General features: G+C 48.5%; 11 protein-coding genes. 2 read left to right on the forward strand and 9 right to left on the reverse strand.

Annotation, left to right across the window (positions count from 1 at the left end; translation table 11 throughout):
* Positions 1 to 57: 57 nt before the first annotated feature.
* The 8 genes from murB to BLQ79_RS00340 all read right to left on the reverse strand — a co-directional run bounded on the left by murB (position 58) and on the right by BLQ79_RS00340 (position 8,858).
* Positions 58 to 981 (reverse strand): UDP-N-acetylmuramate dehydrogenase, encoded by a 924-nt coding sequence (gene murB, locus BLQ79_RS00305; RefSeq protein ID WP_091362623.1) that lies wholly within the window; start codon positions 979 to 981, stop codon positions 58 to 60.
* Positions 978 to 1,355 (reverse strand): YlbF family regulator, encoded by a 378-nt coding sequence (locus BLQ79_RS00310; RefSeq protein WP_091362625.1) that lies wholly within the window; start codon positions 1,353 to 1,355, stop codon positions 978 to 980. The genes murB and BLQ79_RS00310 overlap by 4 nt, the downstream gene beginning before the upstream one ends.
* A 13-nt stretch (positions 1,356 to 1,368) precedes the next feature.
* Positions 1,369 to 1,848 carry a tRNA (cytidine(34)-2'-O)-methyltransferase gene (locus BLQ79_RS00315; protein WP_091362627.1) on the reverse strand — a complete coding sequence of 160 codons (480 nt, stop codon included), beginning with the start codon at positions 1,846 to 1,848 and terminating at the stop codon, positions 1,369 to 1,371.
* A gap of 12 nt (positions 1,849 to 1,860) precedes the next feature.
* Positions 1,861 to 2,262, reverse strand: coding sequence for a hypothetical protein (locus BLQ79_RS00320; RefSeq protein WP_091362628.1), 402 nt, complete (start codon positions 2,260 to 2,262; stop codon positions 1,861 to 1,863).
* A gap of 201 nt (positions 2,263 to 2,463) precedes the next feature.
* Positions 2,464 to 2,805, reverse strand: coding sequence for a 50S ribosomal protein L19 (rplS, locus tag BLQ79_RS00325; protein ID WP_091362630.1), 342 nt, complete (start codon positions 2,803 to 2,805; stop codon positions 2,464 to 2,466).
* 177 nt (positions 2,806 to 2,982) lie between these two features.
* Complete coding sequence (gene glyS, locus BLQ79_RS00330; RefSeq protein ID WP_234944873.1) at positions 2,983 to 5,031, reverse strand: glycine--tRNA ligase subunit beta; 2,049 nt, start codon at positions 5,029 to 5,031, stop codon at positions 2,983 to 2,985.
* Entirely contained in the window at positions 5,031 to 5,912 is an 882-nt protein-coding gene (gene glyQ, locus BLQ79_RS00335) for a glycine--tRNA ligase subunit alpha (protein ID WP_091362633.1), read from the reverse strand. The genes glyS and glyQ overlap by 1 nt, the downstream gene beginning before the upstream one ends.
* 324 nt (positions 5,913 to 6,236) lie before the next feature.
* On the reverse strand, positions 6,237 to 8,858 hold the full coding sequence (locus BLQ79_RS00340; protein ID WP_091362635.1) for an ATP-dependent helicase: 2,622 nt from the start codon (positions 8,856 to 8,858) through the stop codon (positions 6,237 to 6,239).
* A gap of 102 nt (positions 8,859 to 8,960) precedes the next feature.
* Here BLQ79_RS00340 and BLQ79_RS00345 point away from each other — a divergent pair, with 102 nt between their 5' ends.
* Entirely contained in the window at positions 8,961 to 10,775 is a 1,815-nt protein-coding gene (locus BLQ79_RS00345) for a WG repeat-containing protein (protein ID WP_091362637.1), read from the forward strand.
* A gap of 101 nt (positions 10,776 to 10,876) precedes the next feature.
* Here the strand turns inward: BLQ79_RS00345 and BLQ79_RS00350 are convergent, their stop codons facing one another.
* Positions 10,877 to 12,025 (reverse strand): HAD family hydrolase, encoded by a 1,149-nt coding sequence (locus tag BLQ79_RS00350; protein WP_091362638.1) that lies wholly within the window; start codon positions 12,023 to 12,025, stop codon positions 10,877 to 10,879.
* A gap of 131 nt (positions 12,026 to 12,156) precedes the next feature.
* Here BLQ79_RS00350 and BLQ79_RS00355 point away from each other — a divergent pair, with 131 nt between their 5' ends.
* Positions 12,157 to 12,729, forward strand: a complete 573-nt coding sequence (locus tag BLQ79_RS00355) for an LOG family protein (RefSeq protein WP_091362640.1) — start codon at positions 12,157 to 12,159, stop codon at positions 12,727 to 12,729.
* Positions 12,730 to 12,855 lie beyond the last annotated feature (126 nt).

Consider the following 12,855-nt stretch of genomic DNA (forward strand, 5'->3'; position numbering starts at 1 on the left):
TCAATATGGATTCAGTAATTTCCGAATCCATATTGAGCTTTTTATTACGGTATCCGCTTATTCCTGGGGAAAATCTTCACCCATCATTCGTACATCCAGCGGAAGGTGTACATGGTATTTTTCCTGTACACGGCGCTGTACTTCATGAAGCACAGCCAGGATGTCCGCTGCGCTGGCCTTGCCATTATTAACCACAAAATCAGGATGCTTAGTGGACACCTGAGCATCTCCGATTGCAAACCCCATAAGGTCGCATCCCTTAATCATAGGGCCTACATAATGTCCCGGCGGGCGGAGGAACATGGTGCCGGCACTTCTCTTTTCCAGTGGCTGCTTAGCCCGTCTGGAGGCCTGGTATTCATCCATAACCGCCTTAATTTCTTCCGGATTGCCTTCCTTCAGATCAAATACCACTTCAAGGACAATATCCCCATTATGCATGAAAACAGAATCACTGTCCCCATACTGAATTTCTTCCAGTGTGTAGTGTTTTTCCTGTCTGCCATCCCGGGTAACCGTCCTTACCGAATGAACCACATTGGCAAACTTGCTTCCATAGCCATTGGCATTCATAAATACCGCACCGAGAAGGGTTCCCGGAATACCTGCTGCAAATTCCAGCCCGGACAGGCCTTCTTTCATAGCGAAGCGGGAAACTGCACCGGTACCCGCCCCTCCGGTAACGATGATCTGATTTCCTTTTCTTACGGTAGATGATTTCATACGGGCCGTACAAAGGGTTATCCCTCGTATTCCTCTGTCACTGATGAGCGAATTGGAACCGCCGCCAATCACTGTTACCGGTATATGCAGTTCATCTGCCCGGCGTAATACCTGCTTCAGCTGGTCTTCTGTCTGTGGCATGACAAATACGTCAGCCGGACCGCCAATGCCATATGTATTATGGCGATTCATGGGTTCATTCACCTTAAACTGACGTTCTGTCAGAATGCCATCAAACACGCTGTTCCAATCTGTCATTTACCTTTTTCCTCCTCAAGGGCTTCTTTCACTATATCCATACCTTCACCGGTCATGGCATCCACTACAATCTTATTAATATCCGATGTCATCTGATTCCAGCGGATAAAGGCCTGTACATAGGCGGCGGCCAGTTCATTGTTGCTGACAAGTACAGCCATGTCCTGCAGTTTCTTATATTCTTTTTCCGCCTTATCCTTTTCATGCATCATCTGCAGATAGCTGACTTTCTGCTGCAGAACCAGATATTCCGCAGTCATCTTCTTTGCATCCGGATTTGTCTTTAATGCCTTTTCCGCTTCCACAAGGCGTTTCTGTTCATCACTTTCCTTTAATGCTTTGGCCAGTGCGTAAGCTTCATCATAGATATTCATTCTATATACCTCCTTAAAACAACCGGTGATCTTTCTGTTTAAGTCCCTTAAATCCTGTCTGACGCAGCGCTTCCATCGTCACAATGGCTACTGCGTTGGAAAGGTTCAACGAGCGAGCCTCATCAATCATGGGAATGCGGATGCAGTCCCCCGGATGTTTTTTCAGCAAATCTTCCGGCAGTCCGCAGGATTCCCTGCCAAAGACCAGAACATCCTCATCGGTAAATCGAATATCGGTATAACAGGTGTCTGCCTTGGTCGTATTGAAATAAAAATGGTGTCCCGCCAGTTTTTCAACCGCTTCTTCATAATTTTCATAAATCTGAACATCAAGAAGGTCCCAGTAATCCAAGCCGGCACGCTTCAGATGCCTGTCATCCAGGGAAAACCCCAGCGGCTTTACCAGGTGCAGCTGCACATGTTCCGCTGCACAGAGTCTGGCAATATTTCCTGTATTACCTGGGATTTCGGGATTAACCAGTAATATATGCATATGTCTTCTCCATCAGAAATAATCGCCGTACCGGTTCTTATACCGGTCACTCATTTCTTTTTCTGTCTCATAGGTCTTAAATGTCTTCTTCTTTTCCCCACGATAGGAAACGGTATAAATGGTATCCTCGTCCAGACCATTTACCGGAATGCGATACGTGTTGTCATAACCGCGCACATCTTCCTTCACCGGCATACCGGTCATTTTTACTCCGCCGCTGAAGACGAATGGCGGATCTTTCAGCCATTCCTGAGAATCTGGAGTCAGCTCTTCCTGCGGAAGCGCCTCCTTCATGACCACCTCTACATGAAGAAAATCGACAGCAATCACGCTTTTTATCTGATTGGCCGACACCGTCCCTGCCAGAGCCAGCGCGGCCAGAAACAGAGCAGCAGTTACTTTGGTGATTTTCATTGTCTGTCCTTTCCTAAATACACTGAACTTTCTTCCAGATTATATTATAAAGGATACACTTTATATGTACAAATGAGAACCTTTCCGGCAGGCTGTGCAGTCCATTGACCGAAAAGGGTCCCGGACTGTTCCTTTCAAGAAAAAAGAGGATGTGATGCAAACGCCTCCGCGTTCCTCACATCCCCGTTTTCCAGGTTTTGATTATCTCTTTTCCTTAATTCTTGCAGCCTTGCCCTGCAGGTTACGCAGATAGAAGAGCTTAGCACGACGTACTACACCGTGATGCTTAACTTCAATCTTGTCAAGACGCGGGGAATGCAGCAGGAATGTTCTTTCAACGCCCACACCATAAGAAACACGGCGGACAGTAAATGTTTCTCTCAGTCCATGGTTTCTCTTAGCGATAACAACGCCTTCAAACATCTGAATTCTTTCTGTCTTTCCTTCGACAACCTTTACGTGTACGCGAACGGTATCACCGGCGCGGAACTCAGGAATGTCTTTACGAAGCTGTTCGTTTTCCAATGTTTCGATAATATTCACGATCTTTTCCTCCTTCTCACTGGACATTCATGCCGATCGCATATGGCAGCGGACTGTCCGGACATACGAATAGATTCTATCATGGCCTGTTCAAATAAGCAAGTATTATTCGATATTTCCGCCATTTTATCCATTCATTTTCTGCATATCCGCAGAGGAAATATTCCCCTGCCGCCTTTATACCAGTTTGCTGAAATCTCCCCAGCCATCAAAGAGGGCCAGTACGGTCTTCAGCATAGCCAGACGGTTATTTCTGACTTTCTCGTCCTTGTCCATAACCATGACGTCATCCAGATAGTGGTTAACCGGCTGTGTAAGTGTGTCCAGTAATGGCATGGCTGCCGCATAATCATGAGCTGCATACAAGGAGTGTACCTTGCCTTCCACCTTCTGATAAGCATCCCAGAGGGCCTTTTCTGCGTCTTCTCTGAACAGGTCGGCAGATACCGGTCCTTCTTCTGCATTCTTTGTAATATTGTGCAGTCTGGTTACCGCCTGACGAAGTTCTGTATTTTCCTTGAGCTTGCTTTCTGTCATGCTCTGCGCTTTCAGGAATGCGTCATAAATATCGGTAAGTTCTCCGGCCAGAACCGCATCAATAATATCATAGGCAATGCCGTCGCTTAACAGAATCTGACGGATTCTGTCGCGGAAGAAGCTGAGAATAGCGGTTTCTGCCGTCTGCTTCTGTTCTTCCGTTCCAGGAAGCAGGGCAAGCGCTCCTGCAATACCGCGGCGGATATCCCAGTGAATCTTTCCTGCATTAAGGATGTGTACTGCGCCAATGGTCTGGCGGCGAAGGGCAAATGGATCCTGAGACCCGGTTGGAATCATTCCGCGCAGGAATGTGGCTGCCAGATTGTCCAGCTTGTCCGCTACAGACAGGGCACGTCCTGCGGCTGTTCCAGGCAGTATATCTCCGGCAAATCTCGGCATATACTGTTCAAAAATAGCATCGGCAACGGTCTGCTTCTCTCCATCCAGCATAGCATACTCTCTTCCCATTTCCCCCTGAAGTTCGGTAAATTCCTTTACCAGTTCAGTGGACAGATCCGCCTTGGACAGGAAAGCGGCTCTCCGGGTATCTGCCTTTTCCTCATCGGTAAATCCCCAGTCTTCTGCCAGAGCGCCGGACAGCTTCATCAGGCGGTCGGACTTATCCAGCATGTTGCCCATGCCTTCCTGATAATTGATGCGTACCAAATCGGCCCGATGTTCTTCCAGAGATTTCTTGCGGTCGTTGTTGAAGAAGAATTTAGCGTCATCCAGACGGGCACGAAGAACACGTTCATTCCCCACTCTGACGTTGTCAAGAGCCTTTGTTCCCCCGTTTCTTACGGTCAGGAAATAAGGAAGCAGGCTTCCATCTTCTTTGTGCAGCGGATAATAGCGCTGATGATCACGCATAGGGGTAACTACGGCCGGTACCGGAAGCTTAAGGAATTCTTCATCAATCTTTCCATACAGTGCGGTTGGATATTCGACGATGAAATTAATTTCTTCGAGAAGTCCCGCGTTGTGCCAGAGTTTGCCTCCCAGTTTGTCCGCCAGGTCCTGCAGCTGCTTTTTAATCATTTCACGGCGTTCATCAATATCTACAATGACGAAGGCCTTGCGCATAGCTTCTACATAGTCCTTCGGTTCATTGATTACGACATCCCCATGAGAAAGTACGCGATGACCGCGGGATACATGGCTGCTCTTTACATGAGCGATTTCCATTGGCACAACTTCATTGCCAATGAGGGCGACAATCCAGCGAATCGGGCGCAGGAACTTGAATTCTTCATTGCCCCAGCGCATTCCCTTCGGATAATTCAGTCCGGACACCATAGCAGTAAATACTTCCGGAAGTACTTCGATAGCCGGACGACCTTCATTTACCACATGGGCATAAACATAATTGTCCTTCACTTCCACGGAAGATACATCCACATGCTGTCCACGGGCAAACCCCTGCAGCGCTCTGGTCGGATTGCCATCCTTATCATAAGCTGCCTGCACAGAAGGACCTCTCTTATCAAGAACTTCATCCGACTGCTTTTCTGCTGCGCCGGCAACATAAGCCGTCAGTCTGCGCGGTGTTGCGTAAATCTTTATATTTTCAAAAGAAAGGCGGGCTTCTGCCAGTTTCTGTTCTGCCAGGGTCTTAAACTGACTTACCAGAGAAGGCATGATATTGGCCGGCATTTCCTCGGTTCCAATTTCCAACAGTAAATCCTTCATTATTTGCTCTCCTTTCCTTTAAGCATTGGGAATCCCAGATCTTTTCTCATCTTAAGATAAGCCTTGGCACACATGCGGGACAGCTTTCTTACACGGGCAATATATTCTGTACGTTCAGAAAGGGAAATAGCCCCGGCTGCATCCAGCAGATTGAAGGTATGGGAAGACTTCAGCACATAATCATAGGCCGGAAGTACATAGCCCAGTTTGATAATCCGGGTCGCTTCGGCTTCATACATATCAAAAAGCTTGAAAAGCATGTCATGATCGGAGAGTTCATAGCTGTATACGGACTGTTCATATTCATTTTCGTGCCAGATATCCCCATAGGTAACCCCATCGGTCCATACCAGATCATACACATTGTCCTTCTGCTGAATGTACATGGCAATTCGTTCCAGACCATAGGTGATTTCTACAGATACCGGATGTGTATCAATGCCGCCGATCTGCTGGAAGTAGGTAAACTGTGTGATTTCCATGCCGTCGAGCCATACTTCCCAGCCAATCCCCCAGGCCCCAAGAGTCGGGGATTCCCAGTTATCTTCTACGAAACGGATATCATGTTCTTCCGGATTGATTCCCAGTTCCTTCAGACTTTCCAGATAAGTTTCCTGAATATTATCTGGAGATGGTTTCATAATGACCTGGAACTGATGATGCTGGAATAAGCGGTTAGGATTGTCACCGTAACGACCATCATCCGGACGGCGGGATGGTTCTACATAGGCTACATTCCACGGTTCCGGTCCGATAGTACGCAAAAAGGTTGCCGGATTCATGGTACCTGCCCCTTTTTCTACATCATAGGGCTGTTCAAGTACACAGCCGCGTGACGACCAGAATTTCTGGAGCGTCAAAATAATCTGCTGAAATGTCATAATCCTTTCCTCCTGTTAAACACCTGAGGCGCTTATTTTTTCATACCGTCTGCCGGTACAATAAAAAACGCCCCGTAACGCCAAAGCAGTTACAGGGACGAGAATAACCCGCGGTTCCACCCTTATTGGCCATAAGGCCCACCTTAATTGTCGGTTTATGCCTGAACTCCAAAATGCCTTCAGCGCCTTTCAGGCTTCCACCATCCCCGAATCGCTTGTACGCCTACTTGTTTTCTTCGCCGTTCATGGCAAAAATACTTGTGTATATTCTAGCAAGACCATAAGGAAAGTGCAACACAATGTATAAAAGATTCCTCCTTCCTGTTAAGTTCTTCCCTGCGGTGCCTGTAGCACAATTACGGTATCCTTCGGAAGATTCGCTATGAACCGGGACGCACCGGCATCCCCGAACCGGGATGACTGTATGTTCCAGCTGATGAATAGTCTCTTCCTTGCCCTGGTAATTGCTACATAGAACAATCTCTTTTCTTCCATCAGCATTCCTGCCTTTAATGCACCGAAGGAAGGAAAATTTTCATCAGCCATTCCCGCCATAAAGACAAAATCAAACTCCATCCCCTTGGCCTGATGCACGGTAGCAATCGGTATACCGGCCTGTCCTGACTGCCATAAGATTTCATCTCCAGCATCCAGAGCCGTCATAGCCAGATATTCCTGCAGCACATCCTGCGGCGGCCTTCCATAATCAGGATATGCTTCCGCGCACCTCTTCAGCTCTTCCAGATGCTGCCGTTCCCGCGTTTTTCCATGCTGTGTAAAATATTCATCCATATTGAGCTGTGAAATGACCTGCCCGATAAGCGCATTCGGATTCTGTTTCCAGGACATCCTGGATATATCCTGCACAATCCGGGCCATGGGCATAAATAAGGAAACATAAGGACTTATGCATGCCCGGCGCGCATCCCTTTCCGGCCGCAGATGATGATTCACCGCATACATAAGGATTTCTGCCGTAGCCAGAATATCATCATATGCGTTGTGAGATGACTTATGGTGAACTTTAAATACCTCTCCCAGATATTCCAGCTTATGATTTTTCAACTCCGGATAATATCTCCTGAAAATCTCCAGTGTATCCACCCAGGCCGGAATTTCCACCGGATCCATCCCCAGCCGCCTCATCTGACTCATCAGGATATGGATGTCATAAGAGACATTATGTCCTGCCAGAATATGGTTACTGGTAAACGCAAGAAAATCAGCGAATACCTTTTCCGGAGGTTCTCCCTCCGCTTTCAGCCGCTCATCAGATATATGATGTATTTTTTCTGATTCTCCTACCGGGCCTGACGGTTTCACCATCCGGTTAAACCGGGCCGTTACCTGTCCGTCCCGGTTCAGCGTAACCGCTGCCAGCTGCACAATCTCATCCGTTGACGTGCTTGTCCCTGTAGACTCCACATCAAATACGGTCAGACGGCCTTCATCCAGTGCCTGAAGCAGTGTTCCATAAGTATCCGCATAACGCAGTACATCCGGACGCAGAAAATCACTGAGAGCAATCCCCAGCTTCCGGTAATCTGATGACAGAATCTTTTTTACCGTGGCTTCCCCGATACCTTTTCCCCAGTTAAGGCAGAGACGCCTTGCGCTGTTATTATCAAAGGGATTCACTGCCAGATGCAATGCCGCCAGTACATCCTTAACTTCCCTTTTCCTGTACAGTTTTTCTTCCCCTATGCGCAGAAACCGTATAAAGTCCCATCGCCCGCTCCCATCAGCCTTCAGCTGATTCAGCTGAAGGGTGAAAGCCTCCTCCAGCCGTTCGTTATATGCATTATTGCGGCACAGGATGCATATTTTTCCCTGCTCCGCCTCCTGCAATTTCTTCTGTTTATGTACAAGAAATTCAATACACTGGATAATCCATCTGGCCTCTCCGTCCAGCGTTTCAAAGGCCGGATGAATGACTACCGGCTCTCCCTGCCCTTCTCTTACAGAAGAAACGGATGACCGTTCATCCGGTATGTCCTTACTAAAGGCATTCCGCAGATAGCCTTCCGCCGCTTTCAGCAGAAGAGGGGTCGCCCTGTAATTTTCAGTAAAGGTATATACTTCCGGATGAAATTCACGGGTGAACCGCTGAATCAGCTGAATCGGATCCGAACCGCGCCATTCATAAATAGTCTGAAAATAATCTCCGGCCAGAAGTACCCTGGCTTGCGATGCCAGCTGGAGAACAATGCCATATTCCAGCATACTCATATCCTGCATTTCATCCACATGGAGATAGCGGAACCGGGATGACCACCGGCGCCTGCACCCGTCATCCGACAGCAGATGCAATGCCCCGATAAGTATGTCATTAAAGTCCATACCGCCCAGGGAATGGAGCTGTCTATCATAGCTGGCGGCCATCTCCGCCCTGGCCCTGTTTTTGTCCACGTTAAACGGGTTCGGCGATATGGCATTCATGGCCGCAAGATAATCCGCAGCCTCTCCGGTATACCGGTTCCTTTCCAGCAGCCACCTTTTCGCCTTATCCACATCATAGAAAAAGTATCGGCTATTCCGTATCATCTGCCGTTCATTTCCCGGCCGGGTATTCCATTTTTCCAGTATATCGTCCATCAGTTCCCGGCAATCCTCTTCATCCCATACCGACAGGTTCACATACCGGTTTTCCGGATTGTCCGCCTCAGCCTGGATAAGCTCATAACAGAAACCATGTATGGTCTTTACAGAAACCCCCTGGCCTTTTTCTCCCATATATTCCTGTATCCGATGCTCCATTTCCCTGCATGCCTTATTGGTGAATGTAAGGCAGAGAATTTCCTCCGGAGCGGCCATTCCCTTCTCCACCAGCCTGGCTATACGTCTCGCCAGAGTCCCGGTTTTCCCTGTTCCTGCCGGTGCGGTAAGCAGAATATGATGTGTCCCGTCCTCTGCCACCATCCGCTGTGCATCATTCAGAATATCCATATGTCCCCTCCTTCCCCTTCATCATAGCATACCCACCCTCCCGCCAATCCGTGCTAAAATGGTACATATAAATAAAACTGATTTTTTGCAAGAGGTGATTTCATGCAATCGTTATGGAAAAAAGCGGTATTCTGCGCGCTTATACTGACATCATGCCTGCCTGTATCTGCTATGAATACCACCGGTAAACAACCTCAGGAAGATCCTCAGAATCCTGTTCCTTTCGCCGCTGCCGTAAAGAAAGATGGAAAATGGGGCGTCATCAACGACCAAGCGGAAGTGGTTATTCCCATGCAATATGATAAGGCAGCCATTACCCTGGCTCCCAACAATCTGCAGACCCGGGAATTATCCGCCGCTTCCCCTTCCCGCTGGAATCTTATTGAAGTGCAGCAGGGGAAAAAACGCGGGTTCTATTCCCGGGAAGGTCAGGTCATCGTCCCGGTGTCCTATACTTCGCGCTCAGCCTGGATGGAAGATACCGTGGTCGTTCAGACAGCCAGCAACCGGAATGCCCTGTATGACATAAACGGCACTGAGCTGGCCCCGGCAGAATATTCATATATCTCCCCGGCCAGTGACGGCATGGCCGCCATGAAAAAAGACGGGAAATATGGCTTTCTGTCCATTTCAGGAAATACTATTCTTCCACAATATGAAGAAGTGCAGTCATTTGCAGATGGCCTGGCCCCGGTAAAGAAACATGGAAAATGGGGTGTCATCGACAAGGCCGGCAGGACGGTCGTCCCTTCCATCTATCAGGAAACCGGACCGGCCTATGCCGAAGGGCTCCTTGCGGTAAAGAAAGACAATCGATGGGGATTTATCGATAAATCAGGGAAGGAAATCATTGCCCCCTCGTATAAGAAAGTACAGCTGGCCTTCCAGAACGGAATGGCTGCGGTGCAGGATAACCAGAACCTCTGGGGTTTTGTGAACAGCAAGGGCGTCCAGGTCATCGCCCCTCAGTATAAGGCCGTATACACCCCATTCAGCGAAGGACTGGCCGGTGTCAGCACCGTTGACGGCAAAGGCTATATCCATCCCGATGGCCGCCTGGCCTTCATGGCTGACTATGCGCAGCTTTTCCCTTTCCATGATGGCATCGCGGAATACAGAACAGGAAAAATAACGCCTTCCGGCTATTACGCCTCCCCGTCTGTATCCATAGGCATAGGTATTGGTATTGGCCATGGCCACCACAGACATCATCCTTATGATCCATTCGACTGGTGGCCGGGTATCGGTATCGGCTGGCCCTATTACCCATGGGGTATATATGAACCTCAGCTCAGTGTGGAAATGCACCGGGGCTATATAGATAATACAGGGCGTGTTATCGTTTCCGCTGCCAATGACCATGTATTCCCCATGACAGAGACCGGTTCCCTGGTTCTCAATGACAACCGGTTTGGATATGTCAACCGGAAAGGGGAAATCATTGCCCATCTGGTATACAGGGAACTTATACCAGATCAGACAGCGGGGCTTCTCCTTGCAAAAAATGAAGATAAAAAATGGGGAGCCCTGTCCCTGACTGACGGGACAGAAATCATCCCCTTCCAGTACAGCGAACTCTCCGCCACACATTCCCCGAGTATCGTGTATAAACAAAACGGTCGGTATGGTCTCATGACCAATAAGGGACTACACCTTACAGCGGCCGTATATGATTCCATTGCGGACAGCGATTCCGGACTGTTCCCTGCGGAAAAGGACGGTCAGTGGCTGTATCTGTCCACTTCAGGCAAGGAAGTCATCCACCTTCCGGATTCCATTACTGACGCCAGACCGTTCGTCCAGAATGCTGCCGCAGTCAAGGAAAACGGAAAATGGGGCCTTATCAACCATTCCGGTCAGTGGATCGCCTCCCCGGAATTTGATGATATCCAGATTCTTCCTTCCCATAGGGAATAAAAATCACTGCCGGTTACCGTAAGATGGGTTTCCGCATTCAGCAACAATAAAGGACCGCAAACCAGAACAGTCTGCGGTCCTTTTCCTATGTCCGTAATTTTTTATTTCAGTATCAGAGACAGGGCATTCGTCACCTTATCGATGCAGGGAACCTTTTCCTTTTCAAACAGATTCACAGTGGAGCCCTCACTGTCAAATCCCGTTCTCACTCCGATAAACTTGGCCCCCATGGCCCGGGCTCCGTACAGATCCACATCGGAATCCCCGATGACCCATACCACATCCCCGGCTCCCGGTCTGGCCGTTCCCCGGGAATATGCGCCATACCGTGCCGGATTCCTGCCAAAGGCGGCACAGGAAATCAGAAACGGGTTCGGCTTATACAGTCTCATTCCGCCCAGCGCGGCCGATGCTTCCTCTGCATCCGTGGCTGTCGCTATATGCTGCGGTGAAAATTCATCGTACCAGCCCAGGGCACGGAATGGAATCTCCGTCTCTATACGGGACCTTCCGGTGGCCACTCCAATCTGAAAGCCGTTTTGCTTCAGCCGTTCCATCATCTCCCGGATTTCCTGCGCGGGAACCAGTGAGTTTTCCCGGTATAAAAGCCCGCTTTTTCCACCGCTGTATGGAAGTTTGTGCATCTGCCGCACATAAAGGGTATCTCCAAGATACCAGTTTTCAAACGCTTCAATCTGCAATCGGTAAAAATCAGAAAATCGGTCAATAAATGAACTGTCACCGGTAATATCCTTTTCCATTTCCTTCTTTAACAAGTCAAAAATATCATTCCCCATCACCTGTTCCGGAATCACCGTCTTAAAAAGCTGCACTATCTGTTCTGCCAATGGCACATGGAGCCCCATAACCTGCATCCCCAGTGCACGGAAATCTTCCGGTTTATGAATAGAAAAAGACAGCCTGTCGGCGCCGCCGGTGCGCTGTTTATATTCCCTGGCCATGCTCCACAGGATGCCGAGCATGCACAAGTGCGACATATCCCACATCGATTCCGCATTGTGACGATACAGCCAGCGCAGCAGGCCATCCTCTCCCCATACCCGATTCCGGATATAGGCAATCTGTCCTGCCGAAACCCTGGACGGCACAAAATCATCCTGTTCCACAGGAAGTCCCATATAGTCCCGACTGTAAAGTATTTCCCACACAGCCAGTGCCGACGCATTGAAGTATTGTTCTTCTCCCAGAAGCACCCCGTCCACATCAAATACCACGCATTTCATACTCATTACCTCCGGTGCATTTTTATCCTTTCCTAATCATATCATGTTTATTCCACTTACAGAATCCATCTTCAGCAGATGAATATGGACAAATATGGTATAGTTAATCAGGATAAATAAAATTTTCGGAGGCAAATATGACACAACCAAAGACAATCACGGTATACTGCGGATCCAGGCCGGGAAAAAGGAAAGAATACGCGCAGTTCGCGGCTGAATTCGGCTCCCGTCTGGGCAGAGAAGGCTACGCCATGCTGTTTGGCGGAGGCCGCCTGGGCCTTATGGGAGTCACGGCAGATGCCGCCCTGGCAGCAGGTGCTACGGTGACCGGTATAATTCCGGAAGTATTCGTTGATAAAGAACAGGCCCATACGGGAGTGTCTCATCTGGAAGTCGTTAAGGATATGAACGTCCGGAAAAAGAAACTTATTCAGCTGGGTGATGCCTTTGTCATACTTCCCGGAGGATTTGGCACACTGGAAGAATTCGCGGATACGGCGGACTGGATTCACATTTATCAGCAAAGCAACCGCCCGGTTATCGTAGCCAACATCTGCGGCCTTTATGACCCGCTTAAAACCCTTATACGTACCTATATGGAAGAAGGATTTATGGACAGAGACGAATGGTCCAACCTGCATTTCTGTACTACCTCCGATCAGATTTTTTCCATTCTCAGAGAATCGCTGACTGACGGGGATGTAAAGTAAACGATATTTTGAATTCTGTTTATTTCTCCACTTTTAATTCATATAAATTAATCAGATTTCATCGAAATCTCCAGCTGATTTTTATTAATTGCTACATGATTCAAAAAGTGCTATCATACTGATAAT

It is taken from the genome of Dialister histaminiformans, from assembly GCF_900103425.1.
Classification (GTDB): domain Bacteria; phylum Bacillota; class Negativicutes; order Veillonellales; family Dialisteraceae; genus Allisonella; species Allisonella histaminiformans.

Coding starts and splice junctions, on each gene's coding strand:
- glyQ (WP_091362633.1), bottom strand. CDS start 5,912: ATGACATTTCAGCAGATTATTTTGACGCTCCAGAAATTCTGGTCGTCA.
- BLQ79_RS00310 (WP_091362625.1), bottom strand. CDS start 1,355: ATGAATATCTATGATGAAGCTTACGCACTGGCCAAAGCATTAAAGGAA.
- murB (WP_091362623.1), bottom strand. CDS start 981: ATGACAGATTGGAACAGCGTGTTTGATGGCATTCTGACAGAACGTCAG.
- BLQ79_RS00355 (WP_091362640.1), top strand. CDS start 12,157: ATGACACAACCAAAGACAATCACGGTATACTGCGGATCCAGGCCGGGA.
- BLQ79_RS00315 (WP_091362627.1), bottom strand. CDS start 1,848: ATGCATATATTACTGGTTAATCCCGAAATCCCAGGTAATACAGGAAAT.
- BLQ79_RS00345 (WP_091362637.1), top strand. CDS start 8,961: ATGCAATCGTTATGGAAAAAAGCGGTATTCTGCGCGCTTATACTGACA.
- BLQ79_RS00350 (WP_091362638.1), bottom strand. CDS start 12,025: ATGAGTATGAAATGCGTGGTATTTGATGTGGACGGGGTGCTTCTGGGA.
- glyS (WP_234944873.1), bottom strand. CDS start 5,031: ATGAAGGATTTACTGTTGGAAATTGGAACCGAGGAAATGCCGGCCAAT.
- BLQ79_RS00340 (WP_091362635.1), bottom strand. CDS start 8,858: ATGGATATTCTGAATGATGCACAGCGGATGGTGGCAGAGGACGGGACA.
- BLQ79_RS00320 (WP_091362628.1), bottom strand. CDS start 2,262: ATGAAAATCACCAAAGTAACTGCTGCTCTGTTTCTGGCCGCGCTGGCT.